General features: G+C 45.4%; 18 protein-coding genes. 6 read left to right on the forward strand and 12 right to left on the reverse strand.

The features are described 5' to 3' along the window. Nucleotide 1 precedes the first annotated feature (1 nt). Genes GFS24_RS18465 through GFS24_RS18475 form a run of 3 tightly spaced genes read left to right on the forward strand, consistent with a single transcriptional unit; the run spans nucleotide 2 to nucleotide 3,493 of the window. Nucleotides 2–1,372 carry a RagB/SusD family nutrient uptake outer membrane protein gene (locus tag GFS24_RS18465; protein WP_153661922.1) on the forward strand — a complete coding sequence of 457 codons (1,371 nt, stop codon included), beginning with the start codon at nucleotides 2–4 and terminating at the stop codon, nucleotides 1,370–1,372. A gap of 18 nt (nucleotides 1,373–1,390) precedes the next feature. Next, nucleotides 1,391–2,332: a discoidin domain-containing protein gene (locus tag GFS24_RS18470; protein ID WP_153661924.1), complete on the forward strand. Its 942-nt coding sequence runs from the start codon at nucleotides 1,391–1,393 to the stop codon at nucleotides 2,330–2,332. Nucleotides 2,333–2,359: 27 nt separating this feature from the next. Continuing rightward, nucleotides 2,360–3,493 (forward strand): TlpA disulfide reductase family protein, encoded by a 1,134-nt coding sequence (locus tag GFS24_RS18475; protein ID WP_153661926.1) that lies wholly within the window; start codon nucleotides 2,360–2,362, stop codon nucleotides 3,491–3,493. 62 nt (nucleotides 3,494–3,555) lie between these two features. Here the strand turns inward: GFS24_RS18475 and argH are convergent, their stop codons facing one another. From argH to GFS24_RS18525, 10 genes are all read right to left on the reverse strand, one after another. After that, nucleotides 3,556–4,887 (reverse strand): argininosuccinate lyase, encoded by a 1,332-nt coding sequence (gene argH, locus GFS24_RS18480; RefSeq protein WP_153661928.1) that lies wholly within the window; start codon nucleotides 4,885–4,887, stop codon nucleotides 3,556–3,558. Between the two features lie 11 nt (nucleotides 4,888–4,898). Next, nucleotides 4,899–5,480, reverse strand: a complete 582-nt coding sequence (locus tag GFS24_RS18485; RefSeq protein WP_153661930.1) for a GNAT family N-acetyltransferase — start codon at nucleotides 5,478–5,480, stop codon at nucleotides 4,899–4,901. 6 nt (nucleotides 5,481–5,486) lie between these two features. Beyond that, complete coding sequence (locus tag GFS24_RS18490) at nucleotides 5,487–6,560, reverse strand: M20 family metallo-hydrolase (RefSeq protein WP_153661932.1); 1,074 nt, start codon at nucleotides 6,558–6,560, stop codon at nucleotides 5,487–5,489. Nucleotides 6,561–6,564: 4 nt separating this feature from the next. After that, nucleotides 6,565–7,347 carry an acetylglutamate kinase gene (gene argB, locus GFS24_RS18495; RefSeq protein ID WP_153661934.1) on the reverse strand — a complete coding sequence of 261 codons (783 nt, stop codon included), beginning with the start codon at nucleotides 7,345–7,347 and terminating at the stop codon, nucleotides 6,565–6,567. A gap of 75 nt (nucleotides 7,348–7,422) precedes the next feature. Beyond that, nucleotides 7,423–8,379 (reverse strand): acetylornithine carbamoyltransferase, encoded by a 957-nt coding sequence (locus GFS24_RS18500; protein WP_153661936.1) that lies wholly within the window; start codon nucleotides 8,377–8,379, stop codon nucleotides 7,423–7,425. Between the two features lie 13 nt (nucleotides 8,380–8,392). Continuing rightward, the gene (locus GFS24_RS18505; protein WP_153661938.1) at nucleotides 8,393–9,523 is read right to left on the reverse strand and encodes an aspartate aminotransferase family protein; all 1,131 of its coding nucleotides are present in this window, start codon (nucleotides 9,521–9,523) and stop codon (nucleotides 8,393–8,395) included. A gap of 33 nt (nucleotides 9,524–9,556) precedes the next feature. Next, nucleotides 9,557–10,540 (reverse strand): N-acetyl-gamma-glutamyl-phosphate reductase, encoded by a 984-nt coding sequence (argC, locus tag GFS24_RS18510; protein WP_153661940.1) that lies wholly within the window; start codon nucleotides 10,538–10,540, stop codon nucleotides 9,557–9,559. Nucleotides 10,541–10,543: 3 nt separating this feature from the next. Then, nucleotides 10,544–11,737 carry an argininosuccinate synthase gene (gene argG / locus GFS24_RS18515; RefSeq protein WP_153661942.1) on the reverse strand — a complete coding sequence of 398 codons (1,194 nt, stop codon included), beginning with the start codon at nucleotides 11,735–11,737 and terminating at the stop codon, nucleotides 10,544–10,546. 31 nt (nucleotides 11,738–11,768) lie between these two features. Beyond that, nucleotides 11,769–12,539, reverse strand: a complete 771-nt coding sequence (locus GFS24_RS18520) for a GNAT family N-acetyltransferase (protein ID WP_153661944.1) — start codon at nucleotides 12,537–12,539, stop codon at nucleotides 11,769–11,771. A 441-nt stretch (nucleotides 12,540–12,980) separates the two neighbouring features. Then, nucleotides 12,981–14,999 (reverse strand): alpha-L-fucosidase, encoded by a 2,019-nt coding sequence (locus GFS24_RS18525; protein ID WP_153661946.1) that lies wholly within the window; start codon nucleotides 14,997–14,999, stop codon nucleotides 12,981–12,983. 188 nt (nucleotides 15,000–15,187) lie between these two features. On the opposite strand from GFS24_RS18525, the gene GFS24_RS18530 reads away from it, so the two are divergent. Next, nucleotides 15,188–16,585, forward strand: a complete 1,398-nt coding sequence (locus GFS24_RS18530) for a Gfo/Idh/MocA family protein (protein ID WP_173003121.1) — start codon at nucleotides 15,188–15,190, stop codon at nucleotides 16,583–16,585. Nucleotides 16,586–16,924: 339 nt separating this feature from the next. On the opposite strand, the gene galK is transcribed toward GFS24_RS18530, so the two are convergent. Both galK and GFS24_RS18540 read right to left on the reverse strand, forming a co-directional pair. Beyond that, nucleotides 16,925–18,073 (reverse strand): galactokinase, encoded by a 1,149-nt coding sequence (gene galK, locus GFS24_RS18535; protein ID WP_153661948.1) that lies wholly within the window; start codon nucleotides 18,071–18,073, stop codon nucleotides 16,925–16,927. A gap of 109 nt (nucleotides 18,074–18,182) precedes the next feature. After that, the gene (locus GFS24_RS18540; RefSeq protein WP_153661950.1) at nucleotides 18,183–19,469 is read right to left on the reverse strand and encodes a sugar MFS transporter; all 1,287 of its coding nucleotides are present in this window, start codon (nucleotides 19,467–19,469) and stop codon (nucleotides 18,183–18,185) included. A 186-nt stretch (nucleotides 19,470–19,655) separates the two neighbouring features. Here GFS24_RS18540 and GFS24_RS18545 point away from each other — a divergent pair, with 186 nt between their 5' ends. Continuing rightward, nucleotides 19,656–21,293: an MFS transporter gene (locus GFS24_RS18545; protein ID WP_153661953.1), complete on the forward strand. Its 1,638-nt coding sequence runs from the start codon at nucleotides 19,656–19,658 to the stop codon at nucleotides 21,291–21,293. Next, nucleotides 21,265–22,230 (forward strand): ROK family protein, encoded by a 966-nt coding sequence (locus GFS24_RS18550; protein WP_153661955.1) that lies wholly within the window; start codon nucleotides 21,265–21,267, stop codon nucleotides 22,228–22,230. The genes GFS24_RS18545 and GFS24_RS18550 overlap by 29 nt, the downstream gene beginning before the upstream one ends. Nucleotides 22,231–22,290: the final 60 nt, after the last annotated feature.

A 22,290-nucleotide genomic window follows, 5' to 3' on the forward strand; every position in this document is an offset into this window, starting at 1 on the left:
CTTGAAACAACTTAAATATATTTCCATTCAACTGACGCTTTGCTGTGTGTTCCTCAGCAGCTGCGACAAATACCTGGATATCACGCCAAAGGGTAAAACACTGCTGACCACTGTTGCTCACTATGATCAATGGATGAATTCGGAGCAACTGATGTACGGGCATGGAACCACCTTTGCCATAGGGGCTTACTTGACAGATCTGGTAGATGTACCCAATATCACCAATCCACCCATCCAGATAGCGGAACTGATGTATACCTGGGCTCCGCAATTTTCAAACGACCTTACCTTATCACCCACTTTCTGGGGTGAGCACTATTCCAGGATCAACCTGTACAATACATTGTTGCTGGGTATAAACGATGCTACCGGAGGCACAAATGGTCAGAAAAGAACGTTGCGGGCAGAAGCGCTGCTGGGTCGTGCACTGGAATATTTTTACCTGGTGAATGAATACGCCCAACCTTATGATTCCGCTACTGCTAAAAACGACCTTGCCGTACCTTTTGTAACGTCTAATGACGTAACACAGGACGTGCCCGCCCGCAGTACTGTTGACGAGATCTACAAACACATCATAAACGATCTCACTGAAGCCATCCCTGATCTGCCGCTGGATAACAGTACCAACCGGATGCGTGGTTCTGTAGCCAGCGCATACAGCCTGCTGGCGAGAGTGTACTTCTATGCACGCAATTACACAGAAGCACGGAAGTATGCACAGCTGGCACTGGATAATTCCAAAGCAGTGATGATCGACTTCAATGGTCCCAACCCTGCAACTAACATTTTAAGTACACATGTTGATGTAATATTTGGCAGAATGGTGATCGGCCAAACCCCTGCTGACCTGAATTTCATGCGCTCTTTTGCTGCCAATGATCTTCGTGTAAAAAAATTCTATTTAAGCACAGATGGCTACCGCTTCATAACAAGAGGTGCTACCGTATTCGTTCCACCCTCTGTTACGCCGGTTTTCTATTATGTGAATACCGGTACATCCGTTCAGGAGATGAAGCTGATCATTGCAGAAGCTGCTGCCCGTGCCGGAGAACTACCTACAGCCCTGCAGGCATTGGACGATATCCGCAAAAACAGGTTTCCCGCAGCCAGCTATGTGAAATACACATCCACTGACCCGGTTGCAACATTGAGCGAAGTTTTACTGGAAAGGATACATGAGCTGCCATTCAATGGCCTCCGCTGGCTGGATATGCGCCGGCTGGACAAGGAGAACAGGATGGGCACTGTAACAAGGCTAAACGCAGCAGGCAACGTGATCGCTACCCTCGAACCACACAGCCCACGTTACACCTTACAGATACCACTGCAGGTTACAGCTTACCATCCGGACATGCCACAGAATCCTTAACTAAAATCTTTTAAAATTATGCGTAACACATATATCGCTATATTTTGTTTACTGCTGGCAGCATGCAGCAAAGATGATAACAACACACCGGCTCCATTACGGGATGGCAGCATCTCGTTCAACCTGGATGCTGGTAAGGATACGATACAGATGCCACTTTCCATCCTGTCAGACTCTACTATTGTGCTCAGCATGAAAGCCGTATTATCCGGCAGTACTTCTGAAACAGACCACTGGGTGAACTTCTCAGTAGATACAACAAAGATCGCCGCGTTTCGCGCAGCTTATGGCAATGCACTGTTGTTGCCGGTATCATCATGGTTGTTTTATAAACCCATGACGAAAATTGCCGCGGGTGCTTCACTTTCGGATTCCGCACAACTCAACATCGGGCAACAGAAAACGCTAACGGAGTATTCTACTTATGTTTTACCCGTGGTGATCCAGTCTGTAGATGGCAACACCGAAGGCGCAGCTGTAAGGAGAACGATCTATTTTGTATTCAAGACCGGCAAGCCGCTGGTGATCAACAGAACAGGTTTTACGATCGCCGGCTCTTCTTCCACACAAGGCACATTTGTACCTGCTAACCTGATCGATAATAATGATCTCACTACTTACTGGGCCAGCAATATCACGTTGACAATGCCACAGTGGGTATCCATCAATTTCAACAGAAGCGTCACCTTCACGGGAGTGAATTATTTCGTGCCTACCTTGTTGAAATATCCTACACTGGGTGGCTATGCTACTTCTATCAAAATTGAAACAAGCGTGGATGGTACCACCTGGACAGACAGAGGAACTTATGCCGGCAATGTGAATGCAGCAACCAGCATGGGTACACTCGCAACCGGAGAAATAACCGCCCGTTACCTGCGCTTTACTTCACTTGCATGCGTGAAATACTCTAATGCATATGATGCCGTATTTATCGGTGGTATTTCACTGGTGCCATAACATTATCATTAAAAAACAAACACAGAAATGAAACATACAATTTTACTGGCAGCTGCCTGCTGCCTTCCGTTAAGCCTGCTGGCGCAAAAAGGATTTACAGTAAAAGGGAAAGTGGGTACACTGGATGCACCTGCCACAGCATACCTGAGCTATCGCAATGATGGCAAGGAAGTGGCTGATTCGGTTATATTGCGTAAAGGTGTTTTCACCTTTACCGGCACACTCAGCTCTCCTGCAATGGCATCGCTCACGGTGAAACATGATACCATTTCAAGGCCAAGGAACGTTCAGCCGGATGCCCTGTATTTTTATATAGAGAATTCCAGCATTACCGTAACAGCGAAAGATTCTGTGAAGCGCGCAGAAGTAAAAGGTTCTGCCAGCAATGATGATGACAGGGTACTTAAAGCCGTGCAGAAACCTTACCAAACCAGTGCGAGTGAAGTGACGGCCAGGTACTACGCGCTTACAAAGGAACAAAAGAAAGACAGCGTGTACCTGAAGCCTCTCCAGGTAATCATGCGTTCAACACAGGCTGGTTACGACAGTGTAAACCGCGCATTTATTGCTGCCCATCCAAACTCTTTTATTTCCCTGCTCACGTACCAGCAACTGGAACTGGGCTATAATTTCAATCCGGATACTGCTGCGGCAAAATTCGCAAAGTTCCCTGCCAGCCTGCGGGAATCTGCAGCCGGAAAGAAAATGCAGGAGATCATTGCCACTGGTAGAAAAACGCAGACCGGTGTAATGGCCATGGATTTTGCACAACAAGATTCCACGGGTAAGGCTGTGAAGTTATCCGATTTCCGCGGGCAATATGTACTGCTGGATTTCTGGGCTTCCTGGTGCGCTCCCTGCCGTGCAGAGAATCCAAATATGCTGGCAGCTTATAACAAATACAAAAGCAAAAACTTCACTATCCTGGGTGTTTCTCTTGATGAAGAGAATGGCAGAAGGGCATGGCTTGGTGCAGTGAAGAAGGACGGAATGCCCTGGACGCAGGTATCAGACCTGAAAGGATTTAAAAGTGATGCGGCTGTGATGTATGGTGTTTCCGCTATTCCCTCCAATTTCCTGGTAGATCCCAGTGGTAAAATTATCGCGAGGAATCTTCGTGGGGAAGAACTGGATAAAAAGTTGGGCGAGTTATTTAAGTAATGTAACGTCCCATTTTTCCTAACTAAAAGGGGCTGTATATTTTTTATACAGCCCCTTTCTAATTATTTCACCAAGGCGGCAATGGCCTTATGTACCTTCTCAAACGGAAACTGCTTTATAACCGCTTCCATTTGTGCTTTGATCTCCTCCGTGCACAAATTCCCAATACTCCCTTCATGCGTATGCTGAATGTCCGTATCCGGCTTAAAAGTCCCATTCTCAATATCATGCCCTACTTTCTTATAAGCTTCCCGGAAAGGTGTTCCTTCCAGTACTAACCTGTTCACTACTTCCACGCTGAAGAGATATTGATACTTCTCATCTTTCAGGATATCTTCCTTGATGCGGATATTCTCCAGCATCAGGCGGCTCATCTGTAAACAGTTGCGCAAAGTGGTAAATGCCGGGAAGAGGTTTTCTTTCAGCAGCTGCAGATCACGATGATAACCGGAAGGTAAGTTCACGATCATCATGGCGATCTCATTCGGCAGGGCTTGCAACTTGTTGGTATGCGAGCGGATCAGTTCCCATACATCCGGATTCTTTTTATGCGGCATGATGGAAGAACCTGTTGTCAGTTCATCCGGGAAACTGATGAAGCCGAAGTTCTGGTTCATGAACAAACAAGCATCCATCGCCATTTTAGAGAGCGTTGCAGCAATACCGGACAACGCAAAGGCTACCAGCTTTTCCGTTTTACCACGGCCCATCTGTGCATACACTACATTATAATTGAGGGATTCAAAACCCAGCAATTCCGTGGTCATCGTACGGTTCAGGGGAAAGGAAGAACCATAACCCGCAGCAGAACCCAGTGGGTTTTTATTCACGACAGTATATGCTCCATGCAACATGGTGAGATCATCTACCAGGCTTTCCGCATAAGCGCCGAACCACAATCCAAAAGAAGAAGGCATGGCAATCTGCAAATGTGTATAACCCGGTAAGAGATGTGTTTTATATTTTTCGCTTTGCTGTTGTAAGAGATCGAATAAAAGTTTGGTTTCTGTAACGATGGATTCCAGTTCGCTGCGTAAGAACAATTTCAGATCCACCAGCACCTGGTCGTTACGGGAACGGCCGCTGTGGATCTTTTTACCGGATTCACCCAGTCTGCGGGTGAGTAACAATTCTACCTGGGAATGAATATCTTCTACCCCATCTTCCAGTTTAAAATTCCCATCCAGTATCTCACGGTAGATGTTCTTCAATTCCTTTTGCAATACGCTGAGGTCTTCTTTTTCGAGCAGGCCAATAGATTCCAGCATGGCAATATGTGCCAGTGAACCCTGCACATCAAATGGCGCAAGGTATGCATCCATTTCCCTATCCTTGCCAACAGTGAATTGCTCCACTGATGCCAACGCCGCTTTATCTTTTTGCCATAGTTTCATACTGCAATAATTTAAAAATCATACTTACCAAAAACACGTTCTTTGATCTCCGGCCATTCTTCTTTCAGTATGCTGAATAATACAGAGTTCCGTAACCAGCCTGTCCAGGTGATCATATGGTGACGAAGGATACCTTCTTCCTTACAACCAATAGCCAGCATGGCATTCCGTGATTTTGAATTACGTTCATCCGTTTTCAGCTCCACCCGGTTAAGCTTCATCACTTCAAATGCGTAACGAAGCATTTCAAACTTCATCGCCCTGTTAAGGCCGGAACGCTGATAAGAAGGATGTATCCAGGTATACCCTATTTCCGCACGTTTATGTTGCATCATCAGTCCACAGAAACGGGTGCTGCCGGCTACTTTGCCTGTTGCTTTATCTATGACCACAAAAGGGATACTCGTCCCCTGCACCGCCTCTTTTAAAGCGATATCCATATAATTTGCCAATTCCTCCCGGTTACTCACCCGCGTAAGCCCCACTTCCCAAAGAGAAGGTTCCAGCGCCACTTCCAGCAAAGCATCCAGATCGGAAACCCGCAAAGGCCGCAGCAATACACGTTTATTTTCCAGTACGAGTGAGTATTCCATAATTTGCTAATTTACGCCATTCACGATGGATAGCAATTTAATGTAAGTATCAATACCCTGACGGATCTCGTCAAGATAGATGAACTCATCTGCTGTATGCGAACGGGCAGAATCACCAGGCCCTACCTTTACGGAAGTAGCCGGTATCAATGCCTGATCTGATGTAGTGGGAGAACCGTACAGCTGTTTGCCTAAAGACAATCCCGCTTTCACCAAAGCATGATCCCCTGGAATGAAGGAAGGCCGCATCCGCATAGAGCGGGGCGTTACATCGCATTTCACGTTCTGTTTGATCACATCCAGCATTTCCTCTAATGTATATTGATCAGTAGCACGGATGTCCACTACAAAGGAACATTCCGCAGGTACCACGTTATGTGCTTTATTGGAAGTCTGGATAACCGTCACGCTCATTTTCACAGGGCCCAGTGCTTCTGAGACTTTGGGAAAACGATAAGTGCGGAACCAGTTGATATCATCCATCGCATTGTACAAAGCATTCTCTCCTTCATCCCTAGCTGCGTGCCCTGCTTTCCCATGCGCTACACAATCCAGTACCATCAATCCTTTTTCAGCTACCGCCAGATCTGTTTTAGTAGGTTCACCTACAATAGCCAGATCTATCTTCGGTAATACGTTCAGGATGCTTTCAATACCGTTCACGCCGCTGATCTCTTCTTCCGCAGTGATGGCCACAAGAATGTTGTAAGGCAATCCTTCCTTTTCATAAAAATGCATGAAAGCAGACAACAGGCTCACCAAACATCCACCTGCATCATTACTGCCAAGACCATACAGTTTACCATCTTCCTCAATGGGAGCAAATGGATCGCGGGTATATTGCGGATTGGGTTTAACCGTGTCGTGATGAGAATTCAATAGGATACTGGGTTTGGACGGATCAAAATGTTTATTCACCGCCCAGATGTTGTTGAGGTGCTCGTTGTAAGCCACCCCTTTGTCTGTCATAAACTGGCCCAGGATTTTCGCAGTGCCCTGCTCTTCTTTACTAAAAGAAGGCGTGGCGATCAGTTGTTTTAAAAGCTGTACTGCATCTTCATAGTGCTTTTCGATACACATATAGTTAGCAAATTAAAGTACCCGCTACAGCATCGGTTGTATTTTTGCGCACATCATCAGCATGGCCGATCAGTACTTCCTTTACGCCACTTTCAATAGCGTTAAAAGCATTTTGCAGTTTCGGCAAGATACCGTCTGTTAATACGCCGGCTGCCAGTAGCGTTTGATAGATATCACGGTTGATAAGGTTGATCACGGAATCATCATCTGCCGCATCACGCAACACACCCTTCTTCTCGAAACAATAGATCAGGCGTACTTCGTAACTGCCTGATAAAGCGATAGCCAGTGAAGAGGCAATGGTATCTGCATTTGTATTTAGTATTTGTCCTTTCCCGTCATGCGTAAGCGGAGAGAATACAGGAGTAAGACCTGCATCCAGTAACAGCTTCACAGCCGAAACATTTAACTCACCCGCAACAACATCCCCCACAAACCCATAATCGATCTCTTTCACAGGACGTTTGGAAGCAGGAATGATATTCGCATCAGCACCTGTTAGTCCAATCGCATTACAACCTTTCGATTGCAACTTAGCAACGATCTGTTTATTCACCAGCCCGCCATACACCATGGTTACCACATCGATCGTTTCCGCATCTGTGATCCGTCGCCCATCCACATAGTTGGCCTTAATGCCCAACTTATCGCCGATACGTGTAGCAATCTTTCCGCCGCCATGGATCAATATCTTCTTGCCTTTTATCTGCGCAAAATCCGCGAGGAATTGCTCCAGCAAAACAGGATTATCAATCACATTACCGCCTACTTTGATTACATATACCATCGTTACTACGTTGTTTTTTATATTTGACTCCCTCCGCAAGCGGAGGGAGTCTGCTTTGTTTTTTTTTTAAATAGCCTATCTCTTTGCTTTTAAAATCTCACTTAACACCGCCTGCGCAGCCCAGGTACGGTTCCCCGCTTCCTGGATCACTATAGAATTAGGACCATCCAGCACCTCATCAGCAATCACCACATTCCTTCTCACCGGCAAACAATGCATCACAGCAGCGTTGTTCGTATTCTTCAATGTTTCATTCGTCACCATCCAGCTTTGATCCGTACAAGTGATCTTACCATAATCTTTGTAAGACGACCAGTTCTTCACATAGATGAAATCCGCTCCTTCCAATGCTTCTTTCTGATTATGAATGATCGGTGCATTACCACTGAACTTAGGATCCAGCTCATATCCTTCCGGATGTGTGATCGCAAAATCCACTTCTCCCCATGCATTCATCCATTGCGCAAAAGAGTTCGGCACCGCCTGTGGCAACGCTCTTACGTGAGGCGCCCAGGTCATCACCACTTTAGGTTTACGCGGTTGATTCCAGCGTTCCTTTATAGTGATCACATCTGTCAAACTCTGTAAAGGATGCAGCGTGGCACTTTCCAAACTCACGATAGGTTTGCCTGCATACTTAATGAACTGATTAATATATTTTTCCGTGTAATCTTCTTCTTTATCCTTCAACCCCGGAAATGTACGGATGGCCATGATATCAAAATACTGCCCCATCACTGCCGCCGCTTCTTTCACATGTTCAGTAGTACTACCGTTCATGATCACACCATCATTCATCTCCAGCGCCCAGCCTTCTTTATCGATATTAAATACCACCACTTCCATGCCCAGGTTCCGGGCAGCTACCTGCGTACTCAAACGTGTTCGCAAGCTGGGGTTCAGGAAGATCATTCCCAGGGTTTTGTTTTCACCCAGTCCTTTATCTTTAAAAGGATTTTTCTTGTAGTCCAGTGCTATATCCGCGATTTGCGGGACACCCGGGACATCTTCCACGGAAATAAATTGCTTCATTGTTTTGGCGACATTAGTTGTTTGCTAATTCTTTTTTAAATGCACTTAAGAAATGATCTGCCTGTTCCTTATTCAAGGCCAGTGAAGGCAATAACCTGATCACATTAGGTTTTGCTTCCCCGGTGAATATTTTATGTGAAAACAACAATTCCTTTTTAACGTGCGCCAGTTCATCCGGCAGGTCTATACCTATCATCAGCCCCATGCCTCTTACCTCTTTCACCTGTGGTATCTTCTTCAGTTCAGTGATCAGGTAATCACCAATAGCAGCAGCATTCGCGATCAGCCCTTCCTGCTCTATCACTTCCAGTACAGCCAGTGCAGCTGCACAAGCCAGGTGGTTACCACCGAAAGTAGTACCCAGCATACCATATACCGGTTTAAACTTTGGTGCGATGATGATACCACCGATAGGGAAACCATTCCCCATCCCTTTCGCCATCGTATAAATATCTGCATTCACACCCGCATGATCATGAGAGAAGAACTTACCGCTCCTGCCATAACCACACTGCACGCTATCTGCAATGTACACTGCATTATATTGATCACACAGGCTCCTGATCTTTTGCAGGAAAGCAGCAGACGCTACATTGATCCCGCCAACACCCTGGATACCTTCAATGATCACAGAAGAAATTTCATTCTCCTGGAAAGCCTTTTCCAATGCTGCCTGATCTTCCCAGGGCAAAAAGATCACATTATCCGTTTCATTCACCGGCGCTACGATCTTCGGATTATCCGTTGCCGCCACCGCCAGGGAAGTTCTGCCGTGAAATGCTTTCTTAAATGCAATGATCTTTTTCCTGCCGTTATAAAAAGACGCCAGCTTCAGCGCATTTTCATTGGCTTCCGCACCGGAATTCACGAGGAACAACTGGTAATCTTCCTTACCGGAGATCTTACCCAGCTTTGCCGCCAGTTCCTGTTGCAAAGGAATATGAATGGAATTGGAATAGAATCCAACTTTACTTAACTGTTCTGTTAACCGCTTAACGTAATGAGGATGGGTATGCCCAATAGAGATCACGGCGTGACCACCATAAAGGTCAAGATACTCCTGGCCTTTGTCGTCCCACACATTGGAACCTTGTGCTTTAGTAATAGTGATATCGTTAACCGGATATACGTCGAATAATTTCATACAAAGAGAAATGATAGAATGATAAAAAGAGGATTAGAACACGATGGATTTGAGCTTCAACCCGGCTGTTTCTTCCAGCCCCAGTATCAGGTTCATATTCTGTACTGCTTGTCCTGATGCACCTTTTATCAGATTGTCCTCAATAGAATGGATCACCAGTTTACCTTCCACCTTTTCCAGCTGGATGAGGCATTTGTTGGTATTCACCACCTGTTTGAGATCAATTTGTTTCCGGCTCACATGTGTGAAAGGATGGCCTTCGTAATACTTTTCATATAAAACGTAAGCCTCTTCCAATGTCAATGTGCAATCCAGGTAAGAAGTGATCCAGATACCCCGTGGAAAATCTCCACGAACAGGTATAAAGTTGAGCGCTCCTGTATAGGCAGGCTGGAGAGCCTGCAAGGTTCGTCGTATCTCCTTCAGATGCTGGTGCGTGAGCACTTTGTAAGTAGAAATATTATTCGCTCTCCAGGTAAAGTGAGAGGTAGATTGTAAACTTTGACCAGCCCCGGTAGAACCCGTAATGCCGGTAGTATGTACTTCATTCAGCAAACCCGCTTTCGCCAATGGCAGAAGACCTAATTGAATGCCTGTAGCAAAACAACCCGGGTTAGCAATGTTCGATGCCTTTTTTATTTCGTCCCTCTGCCACTCCGGCAAACCATATACAAATGTTCTGCCCTTCACGGTTTCACCCAAACGAAAATCCTGGCTGAGATCGATGATGCGAACAGCTGCAGGAATTTCTGTACTCTCGAGGAACTTCATTGATTCACCATGACCCAGGCAAAGGAAAATTACATCCACATCTCCCAGGATCTCTCCTGTAAACTGCAGATCCGTTTCACCCAACAGATCACCATGAACAGCATATAAAGGATTGCCTACATTACTGCGACTGTGCACAAATGCCAGTTCCACATCAGGGTGATTTAATAACAACCGGATCGTTTCTCCGCCTGTATAACCTGCCCCGCCAATAATGCCTGCCCTTTTCTTATTTGAAGTTCCCATTGTCTATTTATTTTCTTCGTTCACCTGGTTCCAGATCATCGTTTGATTGCCGAAGATCTTGCTGAACCCGCGTACATCATCTCCGCTCCAACCCTGGTTCATCTCTCCATATTTACCAAACTTGCTGCTCATCAGATCAAAAGCTGAAGAGATACCCGTTACCTGGAAGCGATATGGCATCAGCGTTACAAACACCTTACCGGTTACATGCTGCTGGCTGTTTTCCAGGAATGCTTCGATATCGCGCATTACAGGATCAAGGATCTGACCTTCATGCATCCAGTTACCATAGAACTGTGCCAGTTGATCTTTCCAGCTCAGCTGCCATTTTGTGAGCACATGTTTTTCTAAAGCATGGTGTGCTTTCAGGATCACCATCGGTGCTGCCGCTTCAAATCCAACCCGGCCTTTAATACCAATGATGGTATCGCCCACATGGATATCTCTGCCGATAGCGAAAGCACCAGCAATACTTTGCAGATACTGGATCGCCTCAGAAGGATGAGAGAATTTTTTATCGTTCACACCCAGCAGTTCTCCTTTCTCAAAAGAAAGTTCCACCTGCTCAGGGTCTTGTTTCGTTAATTGTGTAGGCCATGCGTGCTCTGGTAACATGCCATTGGACGTCAATGTTTCCTTACCACCTACGGAAGTACCCCAGATCCCTTTGTTGATAGAGTACATCGCCTTTTCAAAATTCACCTGTACTCCTTTGGCCTGGAGATAAGAGATCTCTTCTTCCCTGCTCAGTTTCAGATCACGGATCGGTGTGATGATCTCCACACCGGGGATCATGATATGAAAGATCATATCAAACCGTACCTGGTCGTTACCCGCACCGGTACTGCCATGTGCCACAGCATCCGCTCCTACTTCTTTCACATATTCTGCAATGGCCAGGGCCTGGCTCATCCGTTCAGCACTTACGCTCAGCGGATAAGTATTGTTCTTTAACACGTTTCCGAATATGAGGTACCGGATCACTTTATCATAATAAGAGCGAACCGCATCTACTGCCTTGTGACTTTTCACACCCAGACTGTAGGCACGTTTCTCGATCTCCTGCAATTCTTCTGCAGTAAAACCGCCCGTATTCACGATCACGGAATGCACTTCATACCCCTTCTCTTCAGAAAGATATTTCACACAATAAGAGGTATCAAGCCCACCGCTAAAACCCAGTACAACTTTTTTCATATTCGTTATTCGTAATTAATTCAGTTATTGATCACAACCATCCAAAGAAGAACCTTTTCTTGGAAGTACCGGCAGCGCCGCTTCCACCAGTTTTCCTGACAGCCTTTAACAGTACATATTTTTTGAACCGAAGCCATCTTTCAAACAGCGAAAAGTTCTCCTTAAATCTACGTTTCTTCCGTTGTTCGTGAATGTTACCATTTAGTGTAACAACGAGCTTGTTCTTCTCTGCATCTGCTTTCTGCTGTGCTTCTTTTTCCTTTTCCACGGGATCATACAGCATAGCCGTACAAAGACAGTTCGTACGTTTTTTGCTCGTGAGCACATCAAAGTTCACACAGCTCTGGCAGCCTTTCCAGAACTCTTCATCGTCCGTCAGTTCAGAGTAAGTAACCGGCTCGTAACCCAGATCCGAATTGATCTTCATCACAGCAAGCCCTGTAGTAAGACCAAAGATCTTGGCATCAGGATATTTCTTGCGGGAGAGTTCGAAGATCTTTTCCTTGATGGACTTGGCAACGCCATGACCACGGAAAGCAGGATTTACAATAAGTCCCGAGTTGGCCACAAACTTCTCATGACCCCAGGCTTCTATATAGCAAAATCCAACCCAGGCACCAGCTGTGGTGAGAGCTATTACTGCTTTACCTTCATCCATTTTCAACTGCACATATTCAGGAGAGCGTTTGGCAATACCCGTTCCACGGGCTTTTGCGGAAGCTTCCATTTCGTCAGTAATGGTTTTAGCATAATGCTTATCGTCGGCAGTGGCTGCCCTAACGATTATATCCGTTTTTTCCAACTTGTTAAAATTGAAAATTGTGATTCAATAAATTTGAGAAATTCCGTTTCCGGAAACTACCTATGATGGGGAATCATGGTTGCGATAGCGGGTCTGGGACGGCGCTATCAAATACGAGGTCGTCGGGAGAGATATCTAAGGACAGGAAACCCAATAGCATACACACCTTCTTCGAAAGAAGGATGATAAGCGGAGATGTTGGTATGGGTTGTGATATATTCCAACTTCAGTTCGTAGTTAAATTGTTATAAAATTTCAGACTTTAATCATTAAAGTATCTGCAAAGTTATAACATATTTATTTATGCGAATCGATTTTTTTTAATCTTAACGTAAAAGGGAGGACCCCGGCCGAGCCAGCGTTTCCTCCCTTCTATCAGAAGTGATTGTTATTCAGTTAAAATATGGCCCGGAGCTGTAGCTGCGTGGCTTTTGTTAAATTTTAAAACACCCCAACCTCAGCCACTACCACTCTGGTCTCCTTCTCATCAGCCGGCGCAACCGCCACCAGCTTAAAATACCTCGCTGAAGCCGATTGAGCCAACTTCACCCGCTGCTTCACCGGACTATTCAGGATATTAGCAAAACTCCCCTTAGCCACAGGACTCCCCCAACTCTTACCATCCTGGCTCAAATAAAACTCATAAGTATAAACAATCCCACCTCTTTCCCGAGGCGTATAACTAAACCCACTCACCTTAGTAGCAGACCCCATATCCACCACAACTTCCTGAGGATACCCGGTACCAGCAAAGAAGGTCCCAACATCCCCATCAATAGCTTTTGCAGCAGCAGCAGAAGTCCAGGAAGTCGGCGCCAGATCAAAAGTAGTACTCACAGTAGCACCAGATTTCTTCCCTCCATCAATAAAGGCCTTCGCCTTCACAACACCACTTTGCGGAAAAGAAAACGCCTTCGTAAATTTAGCAGAAGAAGCAGTAGGCTCACTACCATTCAAAGTATAGTAGAAAACAGGATCCGTAGAAGCACTGCTGATCGTCACCATCCCAGCTTTATCCCTCTTAATCACAGGATCCGCCAATAATTCCGGCGCCCTGAACAACTTCACCTCACTAATAACCGGACTCGCCTTAGCATCTAAAATACTGATACGAACATTTTTAGTAGTTGTATTCGGCAAACGCAGGATACGCTTATATCCAATGGTGGTCTCATTCGCAATCTCCCGATACTCCTTACCATCCAGCACACTCACGGAGAAAGCCTTCACCCTTTGCCCCAGCGGAATAAACTCCTGTATCTCCAGCCGGTTAAAAGTGATCGCCTTCTCAAAACTCAGGTTAATAGTGCCTTCCAGCTTACCTTCAGCAGTTGCCCAATAAGTATTGTAATTGTTATCCGTCAGGTAAGCCGCACTGGTCATAGGACTCAGCGGACGGGTATTCGTAGCAGCAGTACGAGCCTTCACAGCAAGATTCGTTTTAAAAGACTCATCCAGCACCTTCTTCAACTCCATCAAACGCAAAGAGTCATTTTTATGGATCAACCCACGGCGGTCCACAGGTACATTCAGCAACAAGTTAGAATTCCTGCCAACAGAGCCGTAATAGATATCCAGCAACCAGGGCAATGTTTTCACTTTATCATCCGTAGAAGGACTATAAAACCATCCCGGCCTGATAGAAACATCCGCTTCTCCCGGAACCCAGTCCGTTCCATCTTCCTGTCCTTTATTTAATTTAGCTTGTATGCCACTCATACCCGGCGCAAATTCTTTCCGGTTGATGGTACTCCACATAGTAGTACCGGAAAAACCATCCTCATTACCGATCCAGCGGCAACCAGGACCCGCATCACTAAAGAAGATCACGTTAGGATGAATGTTCGTAACAGTACCTTCAAAGAGCGGCCAGTCGTATACTTGTTTTTTGCCATTAGGCCCTTCACCATTGGCTCCATCAAACCATTGTTCAAAAACATCCCCGTATTTGGTATGCGCTTCTTTCAGTTGATTCGCGAAGATCTGGTTGTATTCAGGTGTACCATAAGCAGGGTGGTTACGATCCCAGGGAGAAAGATAAACCCCGAAGAGCAGTCCGTACTCCTTACAAGCAGCAGACAATTCAGCCAGCACATCCCCTTTCCCGTTTTTCCAGGCACTTTCTCTCACCGTATGTTTGCTGTATGCACTGGGCCAGAGGCAAAAACCATCATGGTGTTTAGCCGTGATAATGATCCCTTTCATACCGGCACTTTTAGCCGTACGGGCCCATTGACGGGCATCCAGTTCTGTAGGATTAAATACTTTCGGATCCTCATCCCCATGCCCCCACTCTTTATCCGTAAAGGTGTTCGGCCCAAAGTGAATGAACATATAGTATTCCAGTTTCTGCCATTTAACCTGGGCAGCGGACGGCAAAGCGCCATAGGGCTTGATCTCAGGCTGTGCCCATACTTTCGTGAAACTGCATAACAGCAGGAATAAAGCTACTTTTCTCATTTTACTGTATATGTGACGTGTGTTCATAAAAATAGGATACAGCCGTTTATTTATCAGCACTTTGGTAATATCGCGACAGAGAATGTTAAAATAATACCCATCTATCACGAAAATGTCAAAATTCATAAAAAGCCATTGCAGATAACGTTGTTAAAGCCCTACATTTAAAGACTCAATATTGTTATAGTATGAATAAGCACTTGCATCGTAGAAAGTTCATCAGGAACAGCGTAGCAGCAGGTGTAGGACTTTCTTTCATGAATGTGCCTGCCATGCTCTTTGCTGCTGAAAAAAAAGAAAAAGTAAAGGTTGGCCTTATCGGCGTCGGCGCACGCGGTATCGACCATCTCGATCTCTGTCTCCGCAGAAATGATGTAGACGTAGTAGCCATCGCGGATCCGGACGTTAATTACGCCATCCCCAAATGCCGCGATCTGATCCAGAAACATTACGGCGCCAAAAGAAAAGTAGCAGAGTACACCAACGGCCCCGAAGATTACAAGAACCTCCTGAAGCGTGACGACATCGACGCCGTGATCATTGCCTCTCCCTGGGAATGGCACAGCATCCAGGCCATCGCAGCCATGAAAGCAGGTAAAACGCCAGCCGTAGAAGTCTGCGGAGCAGCAGATGTCCAGGAATGCTGGGAGCTGGTGAACACTTCAGAAGCTACAGGTATTCCATTATTCGGCATGGAAAATGTGAATTACCGCAGGGATGTACTGGCCGTATTGAACATGGTCCGCCAGGGATTGTTTGGAGAATTGCTGCACCTGCAAGGTGGTTATCAGCATGATCTCCGTGCCGTGAAATTCAATGATGGCAAACAGTTGTACGGTGGTGGCGTGGAGTTTGGCGAAAAAGGCCTCTCAGAAGCCCACTGGCGCACTAACCATTCCGTTCACCGCAATGGCGATCTCTATCCTACACATGGTTTAGGCCCTGTAAGCAATATGATCAATGTAAACCGCGGTAACCGTTTACTGTCGCTCACTTCGGTAGCTACTAAGTCCCGCGGGTTGCATAAATATATTATAGAACACCCGCAGGGTGGCCCAAATCACCCGAACGCCAAAGTAGAATTCAAACTCGGCGATGTGGTGAGCACCCTGATCAAAACCAATAATGGCGAGAGCATTTTGCTTTCTCATGATACCAACCTCCCCCGCCCTTATTCCCTGAACTTCCGGGTACAAGGAACCAACGGCCTCTGGATGGATGATTTTGATTCCATTCATATTGAAGGGAAAAGCAAAGCCCACACCTGGGAAAAAGCCGGCGAACCAGAGGATGCCAACAGCTATATGGGCAAATACGATCACCCCCTCTGGAAAAAGTACGCCAACGATGCATCCGGAGCAGGCCATGGTGGCATGGATTGGTTCGTGATCAATTCCTTCATTGAATCCATCAAACGCGGCACCCCTTACCAGATGGATGTCTACGACCTGGCCACCTGGTACGCCATCACGCCTCTGAGTGAGCAATCCATCCAGGAAGGCGGCACCGTTCAATTTATTCCGGACTTCACCAGAGGCCGCTGGATCAACCGCAAACCCAATTTCGCGCTGGACGGAGAATACTAGTCCTCAAATAATAAGAAAAAAGGCCGTTCCGGAGTGATCCGGGACGGCTTTTTTTATGGCATTCCAATGTCTACTCCTTTCCCTTACTGGTACTATGTTTTGTTATATATGTCTTACCTAAGAGTTACCTCTGTCATACCTCAGTCTTACCTAAGAGCTACCTTCTAATAGGGGTAACTCTAAGGTAGTTATTAGGTAGTTCAATACTATCTTTTAGGTACCTTAAAGAAAACAAAATCCAGTCGTTAAGCACTTACTTGAATGGCACCTGGTAGTAAAATAAAAAAGCCGTCTCTTTCTTCAGAGACGGCTTCTTATGTATCAATACACAATTACTGCTTATGCTTCAATCCTCGTTCCATCCTCAATTGAGGTCACATACACCTCAGGGATTTTACCATACTCTTCCTGGTAACGCGTCTGAACAAAAGAAATAAATTCATCCACTTTATCCATCCTCACCAGGTTAATCGTACAACCCCCAAAACCACCACCCATCATCCGCGCGCCCGCAACTTCTTCCCGCTCCTTCGCCAATCCCGCTAAAAAATCCAACTCCGGACAGCTCACTTCATACAGTTTACTCAACCCTTCATGAGAAGCATACATCAAAGCCCCTGCTTCTTTCAATTCATTTTTTTGAAGATGCGCACAAGCCTGCACCACCCGCTCATTCTCCTGCGTTACATACAGGCAGCGGTCATATACTTTGGGAGATAATTTATCTTTATACTGTTCCACCTGCGCCGGTGTTACATTACGCAGGCTATTGATATCCGGGAAAAATTCCTGCAGGATCTTCACACCTTCCTCACATTGCGCGCGACGAACATTGTATTCTGAAGAAGCCAGGGAATGATGCACCATAGAATTCACCAGCACGATCTTATAATCCCGCGAAAACTCAAACGGAAAATACTGGAACTCCAAACTGCGACAATCCAATAACATCACCCGGTCCTTTTTACCATGCAGGTTCGCAAACTGATCCATGATCCCACATTTCACCCCAGGGAAATTATGCTCCGCCAGCTGACCCACCCGCGCCATTTCCATGCGGCCAATACCTAAACCCAGTAAATGATCAAGACCAACTACCAGGCCTCCTTCTACAGCAGCAGAACTACTCATGCCTGCCCCAATAGGAATATTCCCCGTGATCACACAGTCAAACCCCTTCACTTCATGCCCCAGCTGCTGGATCTGGTAAACAACCCCCAGGAGGTAATTGATCCAACCCTCAGTAGGTTTGATATCATGTATGGAAAAGGATACCTTTTCGTGATTGAAAAGAGCATAAGCATTACAGGTATCCGTGCCGTTCAGGGCAATGGCATACACGATCTTTTTATCAATAGCAGCGGGTAAAACGAAACCTTCATTATAGTCCGTGTGTTCACCGATCAGGTTGATCCTGCCGGGAGAGCTAACTATCAATGGTTCTTTCCCAAATAAGCGGTGGAATTCTTCTTTAACTTGCGCAATCATCTTTAAGCGTATGTTTTACACCTAAAAATAGGAAAAAGCCGGATTTTTTCCGAATTAATAAAAAAAGGTGCCCTTTTGAGGGGCACCTTTCCAAAAAGTTGTATGATGATTAAGCTGGTAATCCTTTCTTATGGCCGGAAGCAGCGAAATACAGAATGTACAGATAACAAGGGATCATAATAACATAAGCAATCTGGCGATCGCCCCCAATTGAATCCACAATAGCACCATATACCAGTGGAAGAATAGCACCACCCGCAATACCCATGATCATCAATGCAGATCCTATCTTGGTGAACTTACCTAATTTGTTAATGGCTAAAGGCCAGATGCCAGGCCACATCAGGGAATGTGCAAAGCTGAGCAGGATAATGAAGGCAATAGAGATGTTGCCTTTTGTAACCAATGCCCCTACAGTGAAGATCATACCCAATATAGCGCAAGTCATCAGGGCATGTTTTTGCTTGATATATTTAGGTACTGCCACCACACCTATCAGGTAACCTACCGTGAAAGCCACCAGGCACCAGATACTTAGCTTACCTGCAATATCTTTAGCAAGACCGGTATATTCACCATATAAAGCCAGTGTATCAATAGCTAATACTTCCACACCCACATACAGGAAAATACAAAGCACACCCAACATCAGGTAAGGTACCTGCAAAACAGAGTTCCTGTTATCCACTTCTGATGCTCCGGCTGTTACTTCTTCTTCCTGATTGATCTCAGGCAAATGTGCTTTACGCACCAGGAAAGCCAGTAATAACAATACTACTGTCATGATAGCATATGGCGTGATTAGCCTGGAGGCCAGCAGATCCAATTCTGCTTCTTTAGCCGCACCCGTTAGTGAATTGATCTTTTCTGATATGTGAAGCGTATCACTAAACAACAATTGCACCAGCACCAGGATACCGATCATACCAGCAATCTTATTACAGATGCCCATAATACTGATCCTTTTAGCGGCACTCTCAATTGGACCAAGGATAGTTACATATGGATTTGAAGCAGTTTGCAGTAAAGCAAGACCAGTTCCCTGTACAAACAATCCAAACAGAAATATAGGATAAGAACGCATTTGTGCAGCAGGAATAAAGATTGCAGACCCAATTGCAATCGTTAGCAATCCCAGGGACATCCCTTTAGGAAACCCTATCTTCTTGAGTATCATCGAAGAAGGGATAGCCATTACGAAGTACGAAATGTAAAATGCAAATGCTACCAGGTAAGCTGCCGTGTCAGTCAGTTCACAGGCTTGCTTCAGAAAAGGGATCAGTACAGAATTTAACCAGGTTACAAAGCCGAAAATAAAGAATAGCGTTGCAATGATAGCCATTGCCTGCGCGTAGCCTCCACGGGGAGCTGCTACTGTAGCGGTTTTATCAGTCATGAGCTGCAAAGGTTGATTTGTTCAGAAAGTCACGAACTTAATCAACAATTCTCATATTTTTTAAATATTTTAGCTAAAACGTTTGAGCAGTGAAAAAAATTGGGACATTTATTCCAATTTTTAACCTTTTGTCAAAAAATTAATTATACATTTAGAACCAAATTTTTACCAAAATTTAACAGGAATATGTCTCAGCAAACTAAGCAAGGCACCCATCCCACGTTTTTTGTACTCATTCTTGTATTCTTCTTCTGGGGATTTGTTGCAGCGTCTAACAGTATCTTAATTCCTTTCTGTAAAAAGCATTTCGACCTTACACAGATCCAATCCCAGCTGGTTGACTTTGCATTCTATGGTGCATATTTTGTTGGCTCCCTCATCCTCTATTTATTGTCTGCCTTCAAAGGTGTAGACATTCTGAACAGGATCGGTTTCAAAAAAGGTATCATCTATGGTCTCATCCTCTCTGGTGTTGGTGCAGCTATTACTATCGCTGCAGTGAATGTGGGTTTAGGAATGGAAAATAAAACCAGTGCGTTTTATCTTTTCCTCGGGGCATACTTTATTATTGCCTTAGGGTTTTCTTTACAGCAAACCGCCGCCAATCCTTTTGCTATTTTGCTCGGAGATCCCGCCAAAGGCTCTCACAGGTTGAATTTTGCAGGTGGTGTAAACTCCTTTGGAACCACCATCGGACCATTGGTGATCAGCATGCTGTTATTTGGCAGAGCTACGGATGCCGCTGCCAGCAGCGGTGATACGGACATCAGTAAGATCAACGTTCTTTATATTGTACTGGTATGTTTATTCCTCGCAGCTGCCGGAATATTTGCCATCACCAAAATGCCCAAAGGTACAGAGGACGATCATTTTGAAAACTCTTCAAAAGCAACCCGCTCCCTGATAGGTATTGCTGCCATGTTCATATTGATCACTGTAGGTATCTCTCAGCAAAAACCATTGCCTTACTTCATTGCAGGGATCATTGGTATCCTGGGTATCCTCTTCTTCTCTCAGATAGCTGCCCGTAAATCTTCCGGAGAAGGTTGGGGCGCCATGAAATACCCGCAGCTGATCATGGGTATGATTGCCATATTTGTATATGTAGGCGTAGAAGTAAGTGTAGGTAGTAATATGGGAGAATTGTTAAAGAGACCAGGTTTCCTTACACTGGAAGGTTTGAAAGAATCTGAAATAGATCCTTACATCGCACTCTTCTGGGGAGGTCTCATGGTGGGCAGATGGACAGGCGCCATCAGCGTTTTCAACATCTCTAAAAGTACCCGTCAGATCTTATCCGTGATAGTACCTTTTGTGGCATACGCCGTCATCCTCGGTGTGAATCACTTTAAAGGCAACGATATTTCCAAACTGTATCCCTTTGCTATCTGCATCGTGATCCAGATCCTGGGCTTCTTCTATGGTCAGGATAAACCTGCAAAAACCCTGATGACCTTTGGTATCATGGGAACCGCAGCGATGATCATCGGTTTGTTCACTGAAGGCCAGGTAGCCACTTTCGCCTTCATCAGCGGTGGTCTTTTCTGTTCTGTAATGTGGCCTTGTATCTTCTCCCTGTCTATTGCAGGTCTTGGAAAATACACTGGTCAGGCTTCTTCCTTCCTCATCATGATGATCCTTGGAGGTGCTTTAATTCCACCAGTTCAGGGTGGCTTCGCAGATATTAAGGAAATAGGCATTCATATGTCTTATATTGTGCCAGTTATCTGTTTTGCTTATTTAGCATTTTTTGCAATACGCGTAAAATCAATCTTAAAATCCCAAGGAATAGACTATGAGTCAGCAATTAGCGGTGGGCATTGATATTGGAGGTACTAATACAAAATTTGGAATTGTAGACCGTCGTGGTAATATATTATACCAGGACAGGATGTCGACCAAAGCTCACGAAGAAGTAACGATGTTCCTGGAAGAACTTCATCAGCGTTTATCAAAGCTGATCGACCAGGTAGGTGGAATATCGAACATCAAAGGAATAGGTGTAGGTGCGCCAAATGGCAACTTCTATACCGGGAACATTGAATACGCACCAAATCTGCGCTGGAAAGGTATTGTACCACTGGCACAGATGCTGCAGGACCTGTTTGGTATCCCGGCCGTATTAACCAATGATGCCAATGCAGCAGCTCTTGGTGAAATGACTTACGGCTCCGCACGTGGCATGAAAGATTTCATTACCATCACACTGGGAACAGGTGTAGGCAGTGGAATCGTCGCTAACGGTCAACTGATCTATGGTCACGACGGATTTGCAGGTGAACTTGGTCACGTGATTGTGATCCCTGGTGGTCGCTACCATCCTGGAACCGGTGCCCGTGGCTCACTGGAAGCTTATGCTTCTGCTACCGGCGTAACCAACACCGCCCTTGAATTACTGGAAGCCCGTCCGGATGAACCCAGTATGCTGCGTAATCATACCAGGGAAGAAATAGATTCTAAAATGATCTATGAAGCCGCTATCAAAGGAGATAAGCTAGCCATGGAAATTTATGAATACACCGGTAAAGTATTGGGAGAAGCACTGGCAAACTTTGTGATGTTCTCCAGCCCTGAAGCCATCGTATTATTTGGTGGCCTCACACAAGCTGGTGATCTCATCATGCGCCCAGTTAGGGAACATATGGAGCTGAACCTTTTACCCATCTTCCAGAATAAAGTTAAACTCGTTTTCTCTGAGCTGAAAGAAAGTGATGCCGCCATTTTAGGCGCCAGCGCAATGGCATGGGAAATGAAAGAATAGTTAATCTATCTGCAGATAGAAAAAGTCAATTACGAAGTACGAATGTAAAAATTGGTATCT

The organism is Chitinophaga sp. SYP-B3965 (assembly GCF_009647655.1).
Taxonomy (GTDB): Bacteria; Bacteroidota; Bacteroidia; order Chitinophagales; family Chitinophagaceae; genus Chitinophaga.

Excerpts from the sequence above, each read along its gene's own strand:
- GFS24_RS18470 (WP_153661924.1), top strand. The coding sequence starts at position 1,391 with ATGCGTAACACATATATCGCTATATTTTGTTTACTGCTGGCAGCATGC.
- GFS24_RS18475 (WP_153661926.1), top strand. The coding sequence starts at position 2,360 with ATGAAACATACAATTTTACTGGCAGCTGCCTGCTGCCTTCCGTTAAGC.
- argH (WP_153661928.1), bottom strand. The coding sequence starts at position 4,887 with ATGAAACTATGGCAAAAAGATAAAGCGGCGTTGGCATCAGTGGAGCAA.
- GFS24_RS18485 (WP_153661930.1), bottom strand. The coding sequence starts at position 5,480 with ATGGAATACTCACTCGTACTGGAAAATAAACGTGTATTGCTGCGGCCT.
- GFS24_RS18490 (WP_153661932.1), bottom strand. The coding sequence starts at position 6,560 with ATGTGTATCGAAAAGCACTATGAAGATGCAGTACAGCTTTTAAAACAA.
- argB (WP_153661934.1), bottom strand. The coding sequence starts at position 7,347 with ATGGTATATGTAATCAAAGTAGGCGGTAATGTGATTGATAATCCTGTT.
- GFS24_RS18500 (WP_153661936.1), bottom strand. The coding sequence starts at position 8,379 with ATGAAGCAATTTATTTCCGTGGAAGATGTCCCGGGTGTCCCGCAAATC.
- GFS24_RS18505 (WP_153661938.1), bottom strand. The coding sequence starts at position 9,523 with ATGAAATTATTCGACGTATATCCGGTTAACGATATCACTATTACTAAA.
- argC (WP_153661940.1), bottom strand. The coding sequence starts at position 10,540 with ATGGGAACTTCAAATAAGAAAAGGGCAGGCATTATTGGCGGGGCAGGT.
- argG (WP_153661942.1), bottom strand. The coding sequence starts at position 11,737 with ATGAAAAAAGTTGTACTGGGTTTTAGCGGTGGGCTTGATACCTCTTAT.
- GFS24_RS18525 (WP_153661946.1), bottom strand. The coding sequence starts at position 14,999 with ATGAGAAAAGTAGCTTTATTCCTGCTGTTATGCAGTTTCACGAAAGTA.
- GFS24_RS18530 (WP_173003121.1), top strand. The coding sequence starts at position 15,188 with ATGAATAAGCACTTGCATCGTAGAAAGTTCATCAGGAACAGCGTAGCA.
- galK (WP_153661948.1), bottom strand. The coding sequence starts at position 18,073 with ATGATTGCGCAAGTTAAAGAAGAATTCCACCGCTTATTTGGGAAAGAA.
- GFS24_RS18540 (WP_153661950.1), bottom strand. The coding sequence starts at position 19,469 with ATGACTGATAAAACCGCTACAGTAGCAGCTCCCCGTGGAGGCTACGCG.
- GFS24_RS18545 (WP_153661953.1), top strand. The coding sequence starts at position 19,656 with ATGTCTCAGCAAACTAAGCAAGGCACCCATCCCACGTTTTTTGTACTC.
- GFS24_RS18550 (WP_153661955.1), top strand. The coding sequence starts at position 21,265 with ATGAGTCAGCAATTAGCGGTGGGCATTGATATTGGAGGTACTAATACA.